Origin of the sequence: Marinobacter maroccanus, assembly GCF_002933275.1 — a bacterium.
In the GTDB taxonomy this organism is placed as follows: Bacteria; Pseudomonadota; Gammaproteobacteria; order Pseudomonadales; family Oleiphilaceae; genus Marinobacter; species Marinobacter maroccanus.
Window position 1 is genome coordinate 53,038 of sequence record NZ_PSSX01000018.1, and the last position, 21,318, is coordinate 74,355.

The window sequence follows — 21,318 nt, forward strand, 5'->3', positions numbered from 1 at the left end:
GATTTATGTGCAATGTGATCGATGGTTCAAAGTCAGTAATATACGGTCAAATTTCTGTGATGGTAAAGCGCGTTGTCCAATCGCTGTTATGCCCTAAGGTGCTATGAGTAACTATTACGTCTACGTGTACATTGATCCCAGGAATTTCGAGGAGTTTTACTATGGGAAAGGTAAAGGCTCCCGGAAACATGCTCACCTCAATGACGACTCAGATAGCGAAAAATCCCGGCGGATAAAGGCCATCAAGAAAGAAGGATTGGAGCCAATCATAAGGGTTATTGCTCGCAATCTATCTGAACACGATGCGCTGCTTGTTGAGAAGACCTTACTCTGGAAGTTGGGTAAGCAGCTTACGAATATTTCCTCTGGCCATTATGCAGACAATTTTCGTCCCCACGACTCTCTGCACAAATATCTTTCGGGGTTCGATTTTCAAAATGGGCTGTATTACTACAACGTAGGGGAAGGCGTGCATCGCAACTGGGATGACTACGTAACCCATGGGTTTATCTCCGCAGGCCAGGCACCAAGATTCCGGGATGCAATGCTAGGCTTGCAGACAGGGGATTTTGTCGCAGCATACCTTAAGCGTCACGGTTTTGTAGGGGTTGGCCAGATTACTCAAAGCGCTCGGCCGGCGCGTGACGTTCTGGTAGGTGGTGTCCCACTTTTGCAGAAAGATCTGGTATGCCCGAATATTGCAGAAAACTCGAACGATCTCGAGAAGTCGGAGTATGTCGCACTCGTAGACTGGATCCGGACTGTTCCGCGAAACGAGGCAAAATGGAAATCAAAGAGTGGGTTGTTTACCTCGCAGCTCATTCGAGCTTCGTTAGATGGCCAGCCAGAAACTGTAAAGTTTTTGGAACAGGAGTTTGCCGTTGATTTCACGGAACTTTTGTCATGACAATCGATTGCGCAATGCTAACTAACTTTCCGCCGCCTCGCGGCTTCAAACACAGCCCGTGTGCCGGGCGTTATGCGCTAGGAACAAGTTGAGAGTATGGCATCAGGGGTATCGAATAAATTAACAGGGCAGGTCGGGGAGCATCTGGTGTCGGCAGTACTGGGTACTCTGGGTTACTACGCTTCCCCTTACTCTGGAAACGTACCGGGATTTGATGTCACGGCTGTGCACTCCGAATCCCTCAAATCGTTTCCTGTTCAGGTGAAAGCTAGTACCAAGGGTGCATTAGTCCAGTCCTCAATCGATAAATGGTGTAACCACAGTATCGATGAAGATAACCGTCAAACAATGGGTATATTGAAACCGCTTAAGCACCCGAGCTTGGTTTGGGTTTTGGTGCGGTTGAGCAACTCGGGAACAAGCGGAGCAAGATTTTTTATCTGTACAGAGCGAGATATCCAGAAGAAGATCGTTGCGAGGTACTCGGCTTTTATGGAGAAGCACGACCATCGCCGTCCTGGAGGTGGCTCATCACCGCAGGCAATTCTCAACATTAAGGACGTTGTTGAGTTTGAGGATAACTGGAAAATTCTTCCGGATTATCAGGCTGCCGATGGCCCCGCATAACCACTGCAGGCACGGCGATGCCAATTACACTGCGCCTTCGGCTCCATTCCATATGCGCTTATGCAGCAAGCGTTATCCCCAAATCTGAATGTTCGCTCTCGGCCGGACTGCACTCTAAAGATCAAATTTGCGCGTTGTTCCAAGTGCCCTGAATTAATTTATGGACTGCGCGTAAGACCAGTAGACGTGTCTCGGTGGTATCTACAGGAAACCTCACAGCCACTGGGCTACAGGCCGACCCAAAACCTCCTGAACCTTTCGGTACACTGCATGTGCTTTAACATAATGTTTATTATGCGTAGTAACCTAATATATAGGAAGCTATGCATAATCCGCCAATAGACTTCTTAACACTGTATAAAAAAACACATATGAGACGTTTCGTCACATGTATATAGTGAGGTGGAGTTTGTGATCAGAGCTCTTTAACTTTAAACGAAAACATTGGGGCAGCGTGATGGAGTTCGGACTAAGGAAAATCGTCCTTATTGACAGCTATGTTGAAGGCAGAGCCTCAGAGCTTGATGTTTCTGGTCACACCAACATCAGTGGTGCTAACGGCATTGGTAAAACCAGCTTCTTGAAACTGATTCCGATCTTTTACGGGGAGAGTCCCCGGCGCCTTACGGTTGAGAGCGCCAACGGGAATGAGAGTTTCAACTCTTTCTACCTGAAGCGGAACGGATCCTATCTGGTGTTTGAGTATCTGAGTCATGGGCAGCCCAAGATGGCGGTATTCTGTAACCGGCGAAACGAGGCCAGGCACCGGCACGTCTTTATTGACTCCCCATACCGGGAAGACCTTTTCATAGATGTCGCAAATGAAGAGATCTACCCTGCCCACACCTTGCTGTCTCGCCTGAATGCCGAAGGCATTGGTCACATGAGTGTGGATACGACGCAGCAGTATCGGCAAATCCTGCTCGATGGGACGGTATCAAAGGCGTATCACTTCAGTCTTTGCCCCAGGAATGGCCGGATGTCCAAGCTGACGCCCCTGTTTACCGGCATGTTCAAACGTTCGGTTCAGTTCGCGGATCTGTCCAAGGTTATTCAAGAGTATGCCATGGACAAGCTGGATGATGATGCCCGGCAGATTCTGGAGAATTTTTCAGTCCACCGTGATCACCTGACTGCTACTCTCACCCAGTACGACGCTTATCAGGCACTGGAGAAGGCTCGCCCGGAAAGCGACCAACTAAGCATTTTGCTTGATGATTACACCCTCACGAACACAAAACTATCCGCCGTGGTGGTGGCCTCCCGTGATCGTCAGACGGCGCTGGAGCTCCAGGTTCGCGCCTACGACGAAGAGAACCAGGAGATTGGCCAGAAAATATCTGATGAAGACAAGGCGCACTCCAAGGCCCTCGAGGAGCTTGATAAGCAGAAGAAAGCCCATGAAGAGCAACGCGGCCCCATAGCCACGCGAATCGACAACATCCAGCGCAGCAAGACCTCCTATGATGAACAGGAACTACCCAAATGGGAGCAAAAGCTGGCCGGTATCTGGGAACTGGTCGGCCGTCATGAGAGTTACGCCAACCAACTGAAGATCCTCGCTGATAAGTCGGAAGAGATACGCCGACCTATTGAGGCGGAAATCAGTACTACCCGTGAGCGCGCCCAGCAGGAACTCGACCGACTGGAAGGCCGCTACAAGGAACTGACTGGTCAGCAGCAGAGCGAGCGCAAAGTCATTTCGGATCGCCAGAGCCGTGAAATCCGCGAACAGGCGAAGAAACAGCAGCAGTCAGCCAGCACCCTGCAGGGAAGTCTGTCTGACCTGACCAGCAAGATCAGTCGACTTGAGGAGCGCCGAGATAACCCACAGGCGTCAGAGGAACTGGTTCGTCAGTTCACGATTGCCGAGTCGGCCAGAGACAAGGCTCAGGAAGCATTCGACACGGCTCAGACCGACAACTTAAATGCGAGTCAGCGATTCGAGACAGCGGACAATTATTACCGGGCAGCGGACCAACGGTTCACCGACGCCCGGGAGTGTTGCGAAAAGCTTGAAGAAGCACATGCCAATGCCCTGAGTCTTGTCAACGGCAAAGAATCTTCGCTGATCTACTTCCTCAATGAAAACAAGCCCGGATGGCAGAACACCTTGGGCCGCGTTCTTGAGCCAGAAATTTTGCGCAATGAGAACCTGTCACCTTCTCTTGACCGGGACTACCCGGACAGTCAGGGCCTGTGTGGTGTGTCCATTGATTTTTCGAGGCTCCCTGAGCAGGAACTCACTCCGGCTGCCCTACGCTCCCAGATGGAAGAAGCTGCCGAGGATTTAGGCAAGGCCGAATCTGAGGAAGCGGCTGCCGAGAAGGCCCTGGCACGGGCCAATAACGATCGGAACGACGCCAAGGAACATCTGAGCAAAAAGAAAGCCGCCTTTCAACGTGCCCATACCGAACTCGAGAGCGCAAAGGACACGTTGTCGACTATCCGGCAGAAGAAAGCGCAATCCGAGCTGAATAATAAGGCCGAAACCGAGCGTGAGCTGAGCAAGCTTTTCGCTGAAAAGGGTCAGCTGGACAAGCGGATGGAGGCGCTTGAAAGTTCTCAGGATTCGGAAGCCGAACAACTGGAGGCCCGTCACGAAGAAGAGATTGAGGCTTTCGATACGGCTTATAAAGACGCCCTGGCGGCAATTGAGGCCAGTAAGACCCAGACCAGAGATACCCGGGATGCCGACGTTAAGCGCCTTCAGGAGCAATTGGATCAGGCCCTTGCTGGACATGACATCGACCCGGAAGAGATGGAAAGGCTAAGCCGTTCGGTAAAGCAACTGGCCGAAGAGATCGAAACGATACGCGCCAAAGAAATCCACGTGAAAAGCTACAAGCGATTCATGGAGGAAGAATACGCGCTACTGTCGGGCCTGAAAGAAGATGTTTCCTCCCTGGACAAGAAGCTGAGTTTTCTCCGGGATGAGCGGGCCGAGGCGGTCAGCAACTGGAACGCACGGCGCAAGGAGCTTGAGGGGCGCATAGAGAAGAATAACAAGGCCAAGACCCAGGCCAACACCGATATGACAACCCTGCAGGTTAGCATTCTGCAAACGGCCGAAGACCGGGAACTGCACGTTTCAGAGCACAATGAAAGTCTTGCTCTGTTTCGGGAAATGGACGCCAACAGTCTAACCCATGAGTACCAGATGCTGCTCCAGCGGGAAAGCAGCAAAATCAACGAGCTCAAGAAGGTGGGTACCCGGTTCGCGACTATCTTTGAGCGGTTCACCGGGACGCCAAGCACCCAGTATTGGCAGGAGGCCGAGCTGGATTGGGACGGCACAGCGGCCCAGGTCATTATCCGGGCCCGGGCGATTCTTGAATACTTTCGGGGCGGGAAGCATGACCTGGTGCGGGACACGCTGGCCTCTGGATTCAGTAATCTAGACCAGATCGATATCTACCGTCGCGCCATGGAGGGCTTCGATAAACGCATCAAACGCTTCAACAAGGAGCTTTCGAGCAGCATAGAGCAAAACCTGAACTTCAAAGCGATTGAGCGGGTGGAGCCAACAGTTACCTTTGAGCTTGAGGAACTGGACTACTGGAAGGACATTAAATCTCTGGCCGATAGCGTTCGAACCTGGCGAGAAAACACTACCCTGAACAGCCTGCCGGATGAAGACCTGATTCTGAGTCTGCGGAACTACCTGGACACCTTTGAAGAGTCTCGGGCGAACGTGACCGTTAAAGAGCTTTGGCGATTGATCCGGTTCCGATTCTTCATCATCGAAAATGGCAAACCAAAGACCGGTTCTAGCTCGAAAGATCTTTCTGGAGATGAAGGCCTGTCTTCCAATGGGCTCTCGTACATCGTCATGATTGTGCTCTTCCTTGGCTTCGTCAACATGCTGCGCAAGGGCCAGCCTGTTCACCTTACTTGGTCCCTGGATGAGCTGAGTGCCTTCGACAATGACAATAAACGGACTCTGCTGGCACTACTTGCTGAACACCACATCAGTCTGATAACCGCGTGTCCGGACATGGGCGATCGTCAGCTGGGTATGTTCAACCAGGTTTACCGGATGGAGCGTTGTGATGGTGGCAAACGCTTTGTCCGCTGGCGCATGCCCAAGCCCGGCACCACCGCAGCGAACAACCCGTTCAAAGATATCAGCCAGGGAGAAGTCTGATGGTCGATCAAGTCACCCCAGCCAACGAGAGCGTTGCCAACTCGGAAACCTATCGCACCCTGCTTACCCGCCTTCTGGCCGGGAACGTTGTCTGCCAGTGGTCAGCGCCTTCGCTGGCGAGGTTGATAGAGCGCGAGGACATTCAGAACCGGGTTAACCGATGGAGCAGCGAACTGGGAATGGAACTGGCTGAAACTAGCTCCGGAAACGGTCGGTATCTGGTATACCAAGGCTTCGACAACACCGTGAAAGCTGTGGCCCGCGAGACTTTCACCAAATTGATGAAGAACCTGCGCTTCTACGTTCAGACGCTGGAAATGCTGATGAACGCGCTGCATCCGGAGTCCTCCCTGCTGCCAGGAGAAGAGCTACGCTTTCACGATCTGCTCAGCCAGGTCAGCCAAAGCCCGAGTCTGCAAACCCAACTGAGCAACCTGCCCTCTTCCAGGAAGTACACGGCTTACAAGGAACAGCTGGAAGGCCTGTTCTCACAACTGATCAAAGAAGGTTTGCTGGTCGAGGCCAACGCCAAACACTCGATCTATCAGGTAACCTCCCGAATTGAACTGGTTCAGGACCTGATCATTTTCATCCAGGATAACGAACACCTCCCTGAGCCGGAGGTGGACACTGCAAGTGGTCGGCAAGGGCAACTAGCATGAGGGGACCGAACGGCCATCATCCTCTGCTCGATCTTATTCAGCAGCTTTACAATGCCCGGGAACTGGTTGTAGATGCGTATGAGCGCTCTGGCGTGGATCTGGACGACAAAGCGTTAAGTCAGATAGAACCCCTGATGAAAACTCACCTGCTGCGCAAGGAAGGGTCCTCGGGCATACGGCTGAATCAGAAACTGCAGAAGGTGTTTGATGCGGCGCTACGCAAAGATCGGATAGCGGCCATCAATACTGACCTCAATTCAGAACTGCAGGCAGCGGAACTGGCTATGCGTCAGCTCCAGGATGTGAAGTATCAGGGCATGTTCGATGAAATGCTGGCTGCTCGGGACGAGGTAGAACAGCACCTGTTGTCCATTTACGACATTCTGGATGACAGCAGTACGACTATCTTCAACCGGGTCACCAGCAGTTACGGGATTCGGAGCAATCCGGATATTCGGCGCCGTGAAAATGAACTTTACAGCCGGCAGCTTGCGAACCTGGTGGAAAGCTACAACCAGATGCGTTCAAGCCTCAATGACGAGCCGTTCTCGCTGGATCCGGAGATAAGTGGGTTTATCGCTAACCTCGATATCCGGTGTATGGAAGTGGTGGATCGGATACGGCGGACTCAGAACACCATCCGGGACAACCTGTTCAAGGTGCGAGAGCTTGAGGCACGAGCTCGGAAGATCCGAGCGGTTGCCGATCATATGCGGCACAATCCGGGATTCGAAGCCTTGAGGACACAGGATGCGCTGGATAAGCACCCGTATTTCAGGACCATCAATCCCTTGCCGGCGGTCGCCATACCCAACCTCAACGATGTCGGGGTAGAGGAAGCCTGCACTGAGCTGGTTGGACGGCTCAGCGAGACACTTAAGTACGAAGCCCCGAAGGTGACGCGAGAAGATTCCACGCTGCGCGAGAAAACTCAGGCAGAGCATGTTGCCGAAGTGTCCCCGCTCGACAAGATGGTTAAACGGATGCTGGCACAGTGCATTGAGAACAACGCGCCTATTTCCGCACTTGAATTCTGGAACTCTGAAGGGCGAGACAACGAGATTGCCAATCTGGACGAAAGTGAATGGCTTTACGCAATTGCACTGTATATGGATGGCGATCCGGTATTGCCCGGCGGCCAGGATACCTCTCATTTTGTAGGCCTCTACACCCATGCGACCTCCGCTCACCCACTGGCTGGTTCTTGTGATCTAGTTGACCTGTATGTGTACCCGGTCGGCATTTCCCTTGAAGATGTGAAAAAGAAGGTGCACGAAACTCCAAGCCCTGAGGTTTTCTCATGAAACCGACACGCCGTGAAATCAAACAGGCGCTGAAGGTTGCTCAATCCCCGGAAACGACATTCACGCGAAACAAGACACTGGAAAGCCTCGCGGCTCGAGGCCTGGGTTTCGTTAACGGTAAGGCTTATTCGATTTCCCGGCAGCAAAAGCTGGACTTGAAAGGCTGGCTCTCTCACCAGTCGATTGATTGGACCACTCCATGGTCCGCTTTTGAAGGTGACCGGTTGGAGACGGCCGAGGTCGCTACCGATGAGAAGCTGTCCGCGTCTACCGATAATCGGGAGCGGGTCCTAGTCAGTGCCATTGGGCCCACTGTGAGGGTAAACAGTACCACCCTCCCCGAGCTAGAGGGTTCTCATGTTTCACTGGTGACCGAATTCGTCCGCACCATCGAGTGCGACCACCTGCTGGTTGTGGAGAACCTGCCTGCCTTTAACTCCCTGTACCGGTTATTGCTCAATTTCCAGGGCCAAAGCGTTCTTGCCGTGTATAGAGGCGATCCGACACGGCCTATGGGCCAGACATGGGCAAAACGTATGTCTGAGGAGATGGACATCCCCCTGGCAGCCTATATGGATTATGACCCTGCTGGACTTGTCATCGCGATCGGGTCTGGTGCCCAGACCATTATCCTTCCCCGTGTATCGGATTTGGAAAATGTAAATGGTAGTCAAACCGATTTCACCAATCAGCACATTCAATGGGAACAATTGCGCCGGATGGGGGTGCCAGGCCAACTTTCATTTCATTGCGATTACCTCGGAGCTCGCAAAAGAGGGTTTACGCAGGAGCGGATGCTGGCTCTAGGTATAGCTCACCAGTGGTTTCCTATCTCCCCGGGGACAGCGCATGGCAAATAAAAGCGATTTCCGGGAGTTTTCAAGACAGGACCGGTACCGGGCAATGGAAGTACTTCTGAACTGGGAAGGGGGATGCAACGCCTCGCGGCTCGGGCGCTTGTTCAACGTCCGGCGTGAAAATGTCACCCGATACATTCAGGATTACCGGGAAACCTATCCGGGACAAATGTGGTACGACTCGGTCGGAAAGATCTTCAAACCGACTACTACGTTTACGCCGAAGTGCACTCGGGGCATCATCAGTGAGTATATCGACTTCGCCCGGCGGTTCCCTGCTGAGCACAGTGGATCTTTTAACGGAGGAAACTGGCTCGATTGCGGTCCACGGCCCCACATTGAGCCGGAACCCAAAGTTTTCCGGACAATCGTTCAGGCGATCAAGGAATGCCAGGTCATCGCGGTCCGGTACCGTTCATGGAACCATCCGAGCGGCCGGGACCGAAAGGTACACCCGCATGCCCTCGCCTATTCTGGCCTGAGATGGCATTGCCGGGCCTTTGATGAAGAAACTCAGAGCTACCGAGATTTCCATCTGGGAAGGTTCGAGTCGATTGCTTTGGTGGGTAAAGCCGGCGAAGCAATCATGGGAGAAGCTGATCACGACTGGCATCAACAGGTTGATTTACTCCTGATACCGAACCCGGAGCTTAGTGAACAAGAACAACAGCTCGTTCGCGCAGATTACAGTATGGACCGGGGTTGCTTGACCGTCAGATCGCGTCGCGCTATGGCGCAGTACGTTCTGATGAGCTATCACGTCTCCCCCAATGGAGACATTCCAGAAAACCCACGGCAACGGCCCCTAGTGTGTTCCAACCTTGATATTGTTGCGAGTGTGTTGTTTTAGTTAATACGCATGGTCTGACTTCAGCTTTCACCTATAACTCAGGGTGCTGCTTTATACGGTGTGCCATGTGCCAGTCGACGCCTCATACTCAGCAACACCCACCGCCACTAGCGATTGCAGGCCCTCCTCAACTGACTTTATGGGTTTCCGTTTGAACAGCTCGGCCAGGCTTTCAGTGGTGTGAGAGCGCTCTGCTAAAGCCTCCCGGAGCACTCTAAGTTGGTCGGGAATGGCTTTCGGGAACGCCGCTTTGCTCTTGCTAGTGACGGCTTCCATTTTCGAGGCGGCTGCCTTCGGAGCTATATCTACTTCCGTCTGGATAGCATCTGGAGCCTGATACTCAGGACGCAGCCAGCGAACGACGCCTCGTGACTCTTCCTCGGCTCGCTGCTTGTTGAGGTCGACCAACCTAATCAGTAATTCTTCCTCAGCTTCCGCTTGGTCAGACCTCTTGTCAGTAAGTGGAGTTGTAGCACCTGGGCATCCTACTAACTTATCGGCTAAGTCTGACCAACCGTAGGCTTCAAATACAGCGCGGTCCAGGTCGTCGTGGAGTTCTTTGACAAGCTCAATCAACCCATTTTCATATATTTCTTTTTCTCTTGGTTTGTTGTGTATCGATTTGCCAGCGTTTACCAATTCGAGAACGTTATACATGTTGGTGAGTGTGAGGCCGGGATAAATCGCCTGTTGAGCTTTGCGGTGAGCGTCAATGCGATTGGCTAAGTCATTAATCCTCGCGAGCAAATCGGTTGTAGCGTTAGGAAAAGGAAAGTTTAGAAAGCATGGACCGTTCTGCCATCTGGGCCGGCTCTCAAGAAGCCCTCCCTGCGCTAATGCCCAACAAACATGCAGGCGACTCGACAATACTCCGAGTGTCATTGCATCTTCCAGCGCAACAACTGCTAAGGAGCCGTCAGCTATAGAGTCTCCAGCATCTAGAAAAACAAATATACGGTGTTTAGAAACTTCGCTGGTAGCGATGTATCGTTTTAATGAGGAAATCGCATGTCGCATATCACCTCTACCGCGACCAAACAGCCACCAATTTTCTTTAAAGAATTTGTCCTTACTCTGGCTACGAAATGGCCGAACATCCGAGAGAATCTTCTGGAACCCTTGTGGGAAATTTTTCCGAGCTGAGTCAGAATCCAGTCCAAAAAAATCTATGCAATATCGCGGTGATCGCCGTTTCGTCAAATCACTACCCGCCACTAGCTGAGGAAGAAAACGCTGGCTTTCGGGAAAAGAGTTAAGCCATTCCTCACGCTGCTCCGGTGAGACTAGGAAACCATCTCCCACAAGCTTGACCCCTTGAAACACCATGCCCGAGTTAGCGGTCAGCCCCTTAGCTTCCACCAGAGCGGCGCCCACGCCAAGGTCGGGGAATATTCTTCCTGATGCTGAAGAAAACTGCACATGACGAGCGTCACTTCCCGCTGAAGCAGTTTCGGCTGTAACCTTTAATCGTACTCCGCTACCCTCACCAGAGGCCAAAACTGTCATCGAAATGCGCACAGCGGCTCCGTCGTTGCCGTCCACCCAAGGGTGGTCAGGAATGGCCAAGCGAATATGTGTATTATTTTCGAGGTGTGGCGCGGTTACCCCACGATTTTTAGTTTGGCCAATGCTGTTAGTTGTAATGAACCCAAATTGCTTAATATCCCCATTAGCAACTAGCTCTGCAGCCTTGTGCCACCAGTACATAACGAAGTCACAAGCCGGGAGCTCGCTATAGACATTTCTCACAGCAGTCACATACCCATCACCTAGTGAATCCCGCATCCTTTTCTCACCAATGAACGGCGGGTTACCAATTATGTAGTCAGCCTTTGGCCATTCTGCCTGGTGGGGGTTGTGGTACCGATAAACGTTAACCCGGCCGGTTTCGTCGGGGATCAGTTCACCGGTTGTTGGGCTCACCTTCATACTGATGCCATCCCAGATGGTCACTGGTTGTCCAGTTTCATCCAGCTCTGGTTCCCGGCTGTCGTATTCGATCAGAGCATCCCGACACTCAATGTTTTTGAAGTCCTTCAGAATCGGCTCAGGTAGATCAAGGCGGTCGTTAAGCCGGTAATGCCATTGCAGATAGCCAATCCACAACACAAGCTCAGCAATCTGCGCCGCCCTCGGATTTAGCTCCAACCCAAGGAATTGGTGGGGATCGACGGTCAGCCCCTCGCTCTCCAGAACACCCTGCCCTCGTGTGAGCTCGGAAATGAAGCCCAGAACCTCACCTTCGAGTCTTTTCATGTGCTCCAGGGCAACATAGAGAAAGTTGGCGCTGCCACAGGCAGGGTCTAGCACATGAGTTTGGCAAAGCTGATAATGGAAGGCCTGTACTTCCTGAAGCGCCTTAGCGTCTTTCCCCTGACGCAATAGTGTTTCCGCAGCTCCTCGAATGTCACCCCACTGCTCGCGAAGCGGCTCAATCAGGGTCGGCATTACCAGACGCTCAACATAAGCTCGCGGTGTGTAATGAGCGCCCAGCTTGTGGCGTTCTCGGGGATCCAGGGCTCGTTCAAGGAGCGTCCCAAAAATGGCTGGTTCAACAAAGCGCCAATCGGCTTTCGATGCGTCGATGAGTAGCTGGATCTGGCTGGCGTTCAGCGGAATGGGATCTATGTTCTTGAACAAACCACCGTTAAAGCGTTTTACGGTCTGCATCAAACGCTCGCTGTAACCGCCGGCATTCATGGTATCCCATAGGGCTTTGACCGCCTGGGGGAACGCCTCCGGATTCCGGTCTTTAATGTCTACGAGCAAGCTCTGAAACGATTCTCGCGGAAGCAGCTCCACGTCCTCTGCGAACATCGTGAACAGACATCGTTTAAGGAAGCTGGCCACCCTTTCAACGTCATACCCGCTGCGCTCCAGGGATCTTGCCAACTCTGCCAGTTTGGTACTGACCTCCCGAGTGACCTTGGCTGCGTGTTTGCTTGGGTCAAGCTTGTCGGGATCGAGCCAGAGCTGGCGAAGACGATGTTGGATCTCTGGCTTGTGCAGGTCATCCAGACGGATCTCAAAATGTCTGGGGTCTGGAAATGGCACATAGTTTCCGCCTGTCCGGGTGAATTCCGAATAGGTGTAGATGGCATTTCCGACGTCGACAATAACGATGAATGGAGGACGGCCGTGCTCCACTTCCTCGAAGGGCAGCCCCCTGATGTACCGTTCCGCCTGGGCTACCGCAGCGTTGATGGCATTCTGGTGGCTGCGAGAGGCTAGTTGTTTGCCCGTCTGCTTCCCTTCCAAAACGAAGCAGTCTCGACGGTATAAATCGATGTATCGGCTTTCAGTGTTGCCATCGACTCGCGGAGAGGCGATAAACCGCTCAAAAACGTAGGAGTTCTGACTGGTGTCCCCCTCCCCCGGGTCTGGCAGTGGAAGATCCAGGAGCGTGCAAAGATCGCGCATGAACGATTGGAAGTTTGAGCGTTCACTCCCCGAGTTGCCTTTCCAGCGTTCGAGAAAACTGCTTACAGCGGAAGAGGTTGCGATCGCATCCAAGCTTACTACTCCTTAAGACACAGGTTCAGAAGATATTACCCTTTCTGGGGAGGGTTACGCGAAGCGCTAGAGTCATTCCCACTCTCCAGCGTGTCAAACTTAATTTGAAATCGGGAACATTGATGAGAAACATTTGAATTTCAAGATGGGTCGGTTCACACCAATGTCATGAACCACTTCGGTCAGTCACGAGCGAACCAGCTGGGTACGGTGTCCCCTTGCTCGCGTAAGTTCTCGCAAATGAATCCAACGAATTCGCTCGCAGCCTCATGAGCAGTCATGTTATGTGGGATTCGCTCGGCAGCGTAAAAGGCGTCATCCATGTTAATGAGCGTGCCCGTCGCAGAGAATATGTGTCGGCGCTCTTTCGCACTACTTTCCAGACTGAGGTTAATTGCATTGTTAATCAGCGCCGTTTGCACTTCGGTAATGAACTGGAATTTTTTCCAGTTGAACTCGCCAGTCATTTCTATCAATCCTTAGTCTTCGCGGCACGGCCCTGGAACTGCGCTGATTAAGTCGGCCCTAATCATCCCTCTGGCCTTATTGCCCGATGTTCACTCGGTACTGGAGCCCTGGTATCTCTCGACTTGTTGATTAACCGAGTAGTTCAAAAATTCAGAGTAGCTGGAAAACTTCTCTCCCCTCTCCTTTTCTGCGGCAACCAAATTACGGAATTCTGCTGGAGTTGCGCAATCGTGAAACAGCGGATGCTCAGGCTTCGATTTTGTAGACTCGGTCTTTGGATCCTGGTCCTGAGCAATGGCGTCCAGAGGCAATTCCGGATCCGCGTAATTTTCTTTTACTGCAGTGACGAACCACCCTGCAGGATTGCTCAAGGTTTGAGACCGATGGTGAGCTTTGGCCAGGGCCAGGTTCCTCACAATCCGGTCCTCATCGAACTTAGAGAAGATTTCTCTGCAGGTTGCGTCGGTAACGCCAAGTGCTCTCAGATCCGAATAAAGAGGGTGATTAGGCAGATCTTCCAGAGTGTCGATGGTCTTCCACTCGAACTCTAGGGCAACCGTTTTACGGCCGTGCTTGATTTTCTTTACGTAGACCTTTTTGAACTCAGTGAACTGCTCGATTTGGGCGATCGCCGGTTGAAGTACCTTCTGATTGAGATTGGCGAACCGCTCGTATGTCTCGTGGTTATAACCCATCAGCTTGGAAAAATTGTCCCAGCCGTTACGTGCCGCCAATTTGGGATCGAGGCCAACCACGCGGTTGCCGAACTTGCGATATTGCTGGAAGAGCTCGTAGAGTCGAATCGCGTAATTCGATTTCATCTTAAGAATTCGACCAAGTTCATAAAGAGTGAAGCGACCCACCAGGCCAATAAGGAAGGGTTTGAGCTCCTCGCTGAACTTGATGCCGAATGTCCCTCGCTCGCAGTAGGCTTTGGAAACCCACTGGTACATGCGCCACTCGCCGGTATCGTCGTTCCGAATGGTGACTTGCTTACTCATAATTCCTTTGGAAATCCGGCGAAGATCCCGGTAAGCATTTTTCGGATTCAGTTCCAGATGCTCAACCAGGTCCTGAACCTGAAAAACCTGTTCATGGAACTGGGTCTGATCCTTGCGGATCTGGGCCATGGCAACCAAAAGAAGTTTGTGCTCTTGGCTGGTCAGCTCGAATTGCGCCTCAACGAGGGCGTTAGCCTTCGCAACCCGAAGTTTTGGGGTGTTCTCGTTCAGCGGAATTAAATCCAGCTGGTGACTGGCTTCAGCTGCTTGACCCACGATGAACCCCATATAGATAAAATGATGGCTTGAACAAATATCACCCAACTGATTTAGCTTCAAGGGCTCAAGGCCAGAAGCAACCAAAGGAGGGTCAAAGGCAACCTGATGACGGTTAGAAGGCAACCAAATGAGGCTCTGAATAGCCGATGAAGCAAAAGCTGGCTGATTTTTGCGCGACCTGAGCTGTGCCCAGGTGTCCATCACACCTATTTTCCACTTTTGACCGTCATCAGGTTGCCTTTTAAGGCATCAAAGTGCTTATCCGCGTTGAATGACTCAGGAAATTTTTATTGTGAAGCCTGAAATCACCGTCTTTGGGTTGCCCCAGCGTGTGATTTGACCGTCATTGAGTTGCCGCTCACGGCTGAAGTCTTCCAGATACCGTCATCAGGTTGCCTTTAGAGCACTTATTCACTGGAGCAGTACGTTCGACCATCATCTGGTTGCCTTTAAATCGACCGGTGGTGGGGATTTTCACCGTCATCAGGTTGCTTTAATGAATCCAGACCGTCATCAGGTTGCCGAATACTCCTCCGAAAGTCGCCGGCGCCGTCATTTGGCCACCCCGGATGAGGCTCTTTGAAGTTGCCTCTGAAGGCGCCCTACACTCCAAGCCGTCATTGAGTTGCCTTTTGCAGTCTGAGACTTCCAGGGGCGCACTGCCGGCGAGATTCCAGGCCTGACATCATTTGGTTGTGGATCCCCGTCATTGAGTTGCCTCCAAGCGTCAGGCAACGGAAAACTCCCCGTCTTTGGGTTGCCTCAGACCGTCTCCAAGATGCCGAGTCTTCATTCTGGTTGCCTTTTTCTTTCTAGGGCCATGTTTTTTGGTGATTTTTTTCTCATGAAACAAACATAACTTCATAAATTAGAAATAATACAAACATGGCCTTTGTCAGTTGCTCCTGGAAAGGAGGTTAACCCCAATCGGCAACCTGAATGAAATCGCCAGCTACCCTCCCCTCGTGTGGCTTCCACAACACTGCAAACTAAGAAATCTCTCTACCGACATGCGGCCTACAGCTATCAGTTCCTTTGACAGCCGCTTCAGCCCCCTCCTTATGTGAATTTGTAGCCGCCTTTTGAGCGCTAAAGCCCCGATCTTTGTCTACCAACGATCTGCGTGTCATTGCCAGCCAGATCGCGTTGCCAGGGCTTTCAAAGACAGTCTCTGCGCCCCTCTCCCATGCCTGGACACTTGGGTAGCGTGAGTTAACCACCAATCACGATCTGCCCATTTTATTTATTAATTAGTTTATTTGTTTGTTTGTTTATTGCTTTATTTCTTCTGAGTTTGACGCTATACTTCCCCCCTATATTCCACAGTCCCGAGGTGTCTATGCGCCCTGCTGAATTTGAAGACGAACAGATCATCGAGGCGGCCAAGCGGCTTTTGAGTGCCGGTCGGCGTGTTACAGGCTTTGCATTGAGAAAAGAAATTGGGGGTGGCAACCCGACGAGACTGGTGAGGGTCTGGGAGGATTACCGTCAGAGTCAGGAAGTTGTTGAGAGCGAACCGGTGCAGGATCTGCCTGTTGAGGTTGAGGAAGCCTTGTCAGAGATGACCAGCACCTTCCTGGAGCAAGTCAGAACGCTGGCGCTCAATCTGAACAACCGTGCGGTTAAGACGGCTGAGCGGCGAGTGGCTGACGTAATGAAATCGGCCAAAGAGCAACAACAAAGCGCAGAGGCGGAACTGATCGATGCCACAACCGCCTTTGATGAGATGGAAGAGCAGTTGCGGAGCCTTCAGGAATCACTAGAAGCCACCAGAAAGGAGCTTCAATCAACCAACGATGACCGCAAGGAACTCAGCAACAAACTGGTAAAGTTTGAGAAAGACCTGGCCATCGCGGAACAAAAACTGAACAAAGAACAAGAGAAGAATAGCGACCTGAAGGACGAAGTTGCAGGGCTCAAAAAATCCAATGAGAGCTTAGAGAGCGACAAATCAGACCTTCGGAAGCAGCGGGATGGCTGGGCAACGCTTGTGGAAACCCGGGACGCTGAAGTCTCCACCTTAAGCCAGAAGTTGTCAGAGGCGCAGGGATTGTTGCGAGAGCTTGAGGCCGAAAAGAAGGCGATCACGGCGCAATCGGAAGAGCGAAAGAAAGAGCGTGATGAGGCTCGCTCCGCCCAGAAGAGTGCTGAAACAAAAGTCACGCAACTTGAAACCCAGTTGGAAGCGAGCCAACGACGGAATGACGAATTAAAGGCCGAGATCCGGGAACCTGAAACACCAGGGAAGGACTCTCAAGCCCAAGAAAGGAGCTCAGATTCAAGGAAAAAAGGAGGAAATTCGTGATTGGGCGCCGGCCGCTATGGTTACTGATCTTAGTTTTATCGGCTTTGCCCTTGATCGGGGCAGCCGATGTAATCAAAAGGTCCGGCTCAGGCATCTGTCATGGTCCGGAAAGCCCGTGGTACGACGCTGTGAAAAACTACGTCGGGTTCACCGATCTCCAATCGTGTACGCAGTCAGGTGGTCGACTGCCGAAGGGAACCACCGCCACTCAGGAGCACATCAACGCCCAAGTCTACAGTCGTGCTCACTATGGAAATGGATGGTGCAGATGATGACGGGGATTGTCAAAATACACGGCACGAATTGCTCGCAGAGAGATCCACAACCCCGGTTCGTTTTAAGGATGGATCTGAATGCATTGTCGTTTTCGGGCGCTGGATCAGCCCGTTCACCAACCAGGTGATTCAGGATGCTCGCCAGCTGGATGCCGACCACATCGTCCCACTTTCGTGGAGTTGGCCGCGAGGAGCGGCGGGTTGGTCAGATCGAAAACGCGAGCAATTTGCCAATGATCCATCGAATGTGCTGATCGTCGAATCGAGTTTGAATCGTTCCAAATCCGACAAGGGGCCCGATCAGTGGCTGCCCCCAGAGGGAAGATGCGGTTATACAGCCCGATTCGCGCGGATTGTAGCTAAATACCGATTGCAGCCAAGGCCTAATGAGTACACGCGAATTAAAGAAATACTCGCCAATTGCAGAAGCTAATACGATGACTTAGACATTCCTCTCAAGCCAGGCGTCAACATCGGCCCTCTGGTCAATGGCGGCGCCGAAATGTCTATTGAGCCAATTCGGAGTTATCGCATAAATGAGCAACCAACGTGAAGGAACATGAGAGACGGAGCGTGCCAGGATAAAGTTCTCGTTTCGTTCCAATGTTTGTAACTCATAGACCTTCTGGCGAACGCCCTCGGGATAGTTCGCGTGGTAAAATTGGAGTTCGAATTTCCGAGCACCTTTCGGTTTGATCTCATCCACACGTATTGGGGAGTAAGATTTGATGTCGGCCCCGAACTCGTCCCCGATTATTTCAGCGGCGTACCACCGAGTCTGCTGTAGCGCGAAGCTATCCATCAGCCTGCCTAATGCTCTGCAGCTCATCAATGAATTTTTCCACCCGGTCCGCGTCATCGTTATTCAGAACCGCGAAAACAGGTCGTTTTTGGGCGCCCTCTTTCACCGCTGCGCTGGCAAATTCGTGCTCGTAATCTTTTACCTGCTTTGCAATGGCTTTAGGGATTTGTACCGTGATCGTCTCCAGATCCGGGGCATCCTCAAGGATGCCGAGGAATAAAGCCTTTTCTTTCGCTTTGGTGACACCGATGTTTACCTGTTGACGTGACATGCCAAGCAGGCGTCCAACCTGAGACATGGTGTAGCCGTCCACGAGAACCAGGGACAGCGCCATGAACACCCAGTATTTGATGAAGCGGAACTCTGTGGTGATCGAGACCAGCTGCAGCTGAGTAAACATGGGCTGTTCGGTGGGTGCCACGGCGTGCTTAAACAAGTCTACCAGAACTCGATATTCTTTCTCGGCATTCGGAGCGTCGCGTTGAAACACGTCCAATGTCGGTGTTCCTTCCACCAGAACCTGGTACGCACGGTCCTTGATTTCTTGTGAAGGTTTGACGGCTCTCACAGCCTTCGCGAAAGACTGAGGATGAACATTCATTCGCTCAACCCCGCATAGGTTTGCACGGCGGCGCGCTGTGATTGTGACAGCGGGATAGAACTCATGAACTCGGTGAAAGCCTGTTCGTCGGACAATTCTTGTCTTTCCGAGCGCCAGGTTTTCCAGGTGGCGATAGCCTGGTCATCGTCAGTCGGCTCAAATCCGTTTTCCAGCGCAAGGTCCAATGCAGCAGCGTAAGCCCATTTGGGAACGATGCGAGTACCGTCTGCCCAGGATCTGAGGTGCTTACCTTTCAGGTTGTCCCTCTCTGCGCCGTAACGGACCCGGCCTACATCGAGAACCCGTTGGGCAGTGACGTCATGGCTTTCTTGGGGGCCAAAGACGGCCAGGACGTGGGCGAAGAAGACACGGCCGTCCCCTACCCTTTGCTTCCTGTTGTCATCGTTCATAATTTACCGCCAAACAGCGCTTCACCAATCTTTTCCCAGTCTTTTTTCCAGCTTTTCGGGACTTTGAACCGCATGGCGTTGCCTTTCCCATCTTCAATTTCCAGGACACCCTGCTCCGCCACGTTCACTCTTTTGGCAGAAAACGTCGGCGGCTTCGGTGGTTGAGGATCGGGCTCCTTCTTTGCAGGCTTGGGGCCTGGTACTTCTGCGCCCTCCTTGAGGGCTTTCACGCGAGCTGCGTATTTCTTTTCAGAACCCGAGGAAACCTGGCCGGCTTCGAGAATTTTCTGAACCTCGGCTGCTGCGTAGTCCTGATCGAGTTTCCAAAGCTCCACCAGGCTCCCAAGCGTGTTCAAGTTAGTGAGCGCTTCCGCGCGGACAAGATTCTGAATTTCCTCGGGACCGTTGAAGATTTTCAGTCGCTTGCTCAGATCGGTCTTCGAGAGGTCCAGGTCTTCGGCGGCCTCCCCCTGTTTCTTGCCGGACAATTCCACGTAGCGTGCACAGGCTTTGATGTCTTCCCAAGGGGTTAGGGGCCTGCGATCGTCATTGTCCGATTTCTGCTTACGAAGAATTTCAGCCTGTTCTGGAGCCGTCAGTTCTTCCGGCTCGAATTCGTAAATAATCGCATCAATGTACTCCCAGCCTGCCTCTTGCGCTGCCTTCCAACGATTCTCACCATTACGGATCTTGTATTGGTTGGTTCCAGTCATCACGACGGTAATTGGCGTATGCTGACCATCCTGTTGAAGCTTGCGCGCCAAAGACTTGATGAACTCCGGGTCGAACGTTTCCCGCGGTTGATTCGGATCCGGGCGGATTGATGAGATCAGAACCCGGCAAAGTTCGCCTGTTGCTGCAGTAACAACGGGTTTACTGGCTACCTTTGCTTCTGTGTTTTCTTTTTTGGCCCCGCCCAGTGCAGCTTTCAAACCTGCTTTCTTGTTCATGCCCTACCCTCATCCAGGTCCCTCAGAACCTCGTCGGCCAAGTCTCGGATGTCATTTGCGGATTCTGAGCGTTTGGCGTAGTCCACGATGCCCTGCCCGTAGGCGTGAGCCTTTTTAAATTCCTCGGAGCGCCTAATGGTGGTTTTGAACACGGGATACGGGTAATCCTCACCGAATAATTCTAGTGCCATCCGGGTTAAATCTTCATTGGCGCGGGTGCTGGTCAGGAGAACCCGAAAAAATGGAGCGCCATCACGGAAACCCTGAATCTTGCTGAGGGACTCTACGCAGACTTCTGTAGCCCGAAAGTCGGCAGGTGCCGGCTGAAGAGGAACAATGACGTAATCGGCCATAGCCATGACAGCACTGTTGATCTTGCTGGCTTTCCCGTCCTCTTCATCATCCATATCGACAATGATTCCGGCGGTGTCGATCAGAATGATGTCGTTGGATCCTTCATAGGCTTTGATGTTGACCTTGATCATTGGGTCATACATGCCGACCACCGGGACCTTGGCATCGTCACCGGCCAGGGTTTGCCAGTGAACACAGCCGCCTTCTTTCTCAGTGTCAGCGATGACCGTTGCATAGCCTCGGTTCACGAATTCACAGGCCAGGTTGATTGTGGTGTTGGTCTTGCCGACGCCACCTTTACGATTGATTACCGCAATTTTGATGGGGCGTTTAAGCTTGGGGGCAAAGGGCTTCGCCATTGGGTAGGTCCTTCATTTAGGTCGCCACGAAAACCGGCGAACGTGAGTAATGCCTCATCCTACCGGTTTGTTTGTCAAACTTTCAATAAAAAACTTTGACTCCATACAATTAGTCTTATCTAATATAAAATTATATGCAAATGGAGAATTCTCGCATGGAGCTGGTGGTGCAAAACGGACTCTGGTGTGTCGCTTTTTATGGTGATATTGGACAAAGGTTCAAAGAAAATCTTGGGTCGAACGTTGTTCCCCTGCCTCTGGAGTCATCGGTTCCGAGAACGGAAGCTCTGACGCATCTGGAGAAGCATATACATACTTTGAGCTTGGATAATTTGTTTCCGGGCGGAAACTCTGCCTAAGAGTGTGGTCGTGTTTGTCGTTAACTCGCCGTTAATTGTCTTTTAAAGGTATACAGAGAGATTGACATAAGGCGGCGGGCTAGTTATCTTTGAAGCGTAGTCAAATTGGTTTACCGCAACGCGAGGTAAGTAAGATGGAGAAGGTAAAAAGAGGTCAGACGGTTCGACTGGGTCGAGTGTTGGCCAAGGTCAAGCGGGTGCACAAAAATACCCTGGTCATCGAGACGCGAGGTGGTCGCTTGAGAGTGGCCCGGGAAGACGTTGATATGGCATGGGGGGCTTGATTGT

General features: G+C 52.1%; 17 protein-coding genes. 10 read left to right on the forward strand and 7 right to left on the reverse strand.

Features of this window, described 5'->3' with window-relative positions; all coding sequences use genetic code 11:
• Positions 1 to 103 precede the first annotated feature (103 nt).
• The 7 genes from KEHDKFFH_RS16560 (at position 104) to KEHDKFFH_RS16590 (ending at position 9,354) form a co-directional block, all read left to right on the forward strand.
• Positions 104 to 907, forward strand: coding sequence for a GIY-YIG nuclease family protein (locus KEHDKFFH_RS16560; protein ID WP_104322935.1), 804 nt, complete (start codon positions 104 to 106; stop codon positions 905 to 907).
• Between the two features lie 96 nt (positions 908 to 1,003).
• Entirely contained in the window at positions 1,004 to 1,534 is a 531-nt protein-coding gene (locus tag KEHDKFFH_RS16565) for a hypothetical protein (RefSeq protein ID WP_104322936.1), read from the forward strand.
• A gap of 457 nt (positions 1,535 to 1,991) precedes the next feature.
• The gene (locus KEHDKFFH_RS16570; RefSeq protein ID WP_104322937.1) at positions 1,992 to 5,681 is read left to right on the forward strand and encodes an ATP-binding protein; all 3,690 of its coding nucleotides are present in this window, start codon (positions 1,992 to 1,994) and stop codon (positions 5,679 to 5,681) included.
• Entirely contained in the window at positions 5,681 to 6,343 is a 663-nt protein-coding gene (locus KEHDKFFH_RS16575) for a hypothetical protein (protein ID WP_104322938.1), read from the forward strand. The genes KEHDKFFH_RS16570 and KEHDKFFH_RS16575 overlap by 1 nt, the downstream gene beginning before the upstream one ends.
• Positions 6,340 to 7,647 carry a hypothetical protein gene (locus tag KEHDKFFH_RS16580; protein WP_104322939.1) on the forward strand — a complete coding sequence of 436 codons (1,308 nt, stop codon included), beginning with the start codon at positions 6,340 to 6,342 and terminating at the stop codon, positions 7,645 to 7,647. The genes KEHDKFFH_RS16575 and KEHDKFFH_RS16580 overlap by 4 nt, the downstream gene beginning before the upstream one ends.
• Positions 7,644 to 8,507, forward strand: coding sequence for a DUF7281 domain-containing protein (locus KEHDKFFH_RS16585; protein ID WP_104322940.1), 864 nt, complete (start codon positions 7,644 to 7,646; stop codon positions 8,505 to 8,507). Before KEHDKFFH_RS16580 ends, KEHDKFFH_RS16585 begins: the two co-directional genes overlap by 4 nt.
• Positions 8,497 to 9,354 (forward strand): WYL domain-containing protein, encoded by an 858-nt coding sequence (locus tag KEHDKFFH_RS16590; RefSeq protein ID WP_104322941.1) that lies wholly within the window; start codon positions 8,497 to 8,499, stop codon positions 9,352 to 9,354. Before KEHDKFFH_RS16585 ends, KEHDKFFH_RS16590 begins: the two co-directional genes overlap by 11 nt.
• A gap of 51 nt (positions 9,355 to 9,405) precedes the next feature.
• On the opposite strand, the gene KEHDKFFH_RS16595 is transcribed toward KEHDKFFH_RS16590, so the two are convergent.
• The 3 genes from KEHDKFFH_RS16595 to KEHDKFFH_RS16605 form a co-directional block, all read right to left on the reverse strand.
• Entirely contained in the window at positions 9,406 to 12,867 is a 3,462-nt protein-coding gene (locus KEHDKFFH_RS16595) for a class I SAM-dependent DNA methyltransferase (RefSeq protein ID WP_104322942.1), read from the reverse strand.
• Between the two features lie 182 nt (positions 12,868 to 13,049).
• A complete protein-coding gene (locus tag KEHDKFFH_RS16600) occupies positions 13,050 to 13,334 on the reverse strand; it encodes a hypothetical protein (protein ID WP_104322943.1) in 285 nt (94 codons plus the stop codon).
• A gap of 90 nt (positions 13,335 to 13,424) precedes the next feature.
• Complete coding sequence (locus tag KEHDKFFH_RS16605; RefSeq protein WP_241956541.1) at positions 13,425 to 14,816, reverse strand: replication initiation protein; 1,392 nt, start codon at positions 14,814 to 14,816, stop codon at positions 13,425 to 13,427.
• A gap of 1,138 nt (positions 14,817 to 15,954) precedes the next feature.
• Between KEHDKFFH_RS16605 and KEHDKFFH_RS16610 the strand changes: the two genes are divergently transcribed.
• Entirely contained in the window at positions 15,955 to 16,920 is a 966-nt protein-coding gene (locus tag KEHDKFFH_RS16610) for a DNA-binding protein (RefSeq protein ID WP_104322944.1), read from the forward strand.
• Between the two features lie 249 nt (positions 16,921 to 17,169).
• The gene (locus tag KEHDKFFH_RS16615; protein ID WP_241956542.1) at positions 17,170 to 17,628 is read left to right on the forward strand and encodes an HNH endonuclease family protein; all 459 of its coding nucleotides are present in this window, start codon (positions 17,170 to 17,172) and stop codon (positions 17,626 to 17,628) included.
• Between the two features lie 361 nt (positions 17,629 to 17,989).
• Here KEHDKFFH_RS16615 and KEHDKFFH_RS16625 read toward each other — a convergent pair whose 3' ends face one another.
• The 4 genes from KEHDKFFH_RS16625 to KEHDKFFH_RS16640 are packed head-to-tail and all read right to left on the reverse strand — an operon-like array spanning position 17,990 to position 20,671.
• A complete protein-coding gene (locus tag KEHDKFFH_RS16625; RefSeq protein WP_104322946.1) occupies positions 17,990 to 18,598 on the reverse strand; it encodes a hypothetical protein in 609 nt (202 codons plus the stop codon).
• Positions 18,595 to 19,008: a hypothetical protein gene (locus KEHDKFFH_RS16630; protein ID WP_104322947.1), complete on the reverse strand. Its 414-nt coding sequence runs from the start codon at positions 19,006 to 19,008 to the stop codon at positions 18,595 to 18,597. The genes KEHDKFFH_RS16625 and KEHDKFFH_RS16630 overlap by 4 nt, the downstream gene beginning before the upstream one ends.
• Positions 19,005 to 19,958 carry a ParB/RepB/Spo0J family partition protein gene (locus tag KEHDKFFH_RS16635; protein ID WP_104322948.1) on the reverse strand — a complete coding sequence of 318 codons (954 nt, stop codon included), beginning with the start codon at positions 19,956 to 19,958 and terminating at the stop codon, positions 19,005 to 19,007. Before KEHDKFFH_RS16635 ends, KEHDKFFH_RS16630 begins: the two co-directional genes overlap by 4 nt.
• Positions 19,955 to 20,671, reverse strand: coding sequence for a nucleotide-binding protein (locus KEHDKFFH_RS16640; RefSeq protein WP_104322949.1), 717 nt, complete (start codon positions 20,669 to 20,671; stop codon positions 19,955 to 19,957). The genes KEHDKFFH_RS16635 and KEHDKFFH_RS16640 overlap by 4 nt, the downstream gene beginning before the upstream one ends.
• Before the next feature lie 493 nt (positions 20,672 to 21,164).
• On the opposite strand from KEHDKFFH_RS16640, the gene KEHDKFFH_RS20145 reads away from it, so the two are divergent.
• The gene (locus KEHDKFFH_RS20145) at positions 21,165 to 21,314 is read left to right on the forward strand and encodes a hypothetical protein (RefSeq protein ID WP_158253208.1); all 150 of its coding nucleotides are present in this window, start codon (positions 21,165 to 21,167) and stop codon (positions 21,312 to 21,314) included.
• The last annotated feature ends 4 nt before the right edge of the window (positions 21,315 to 21,318 follow it).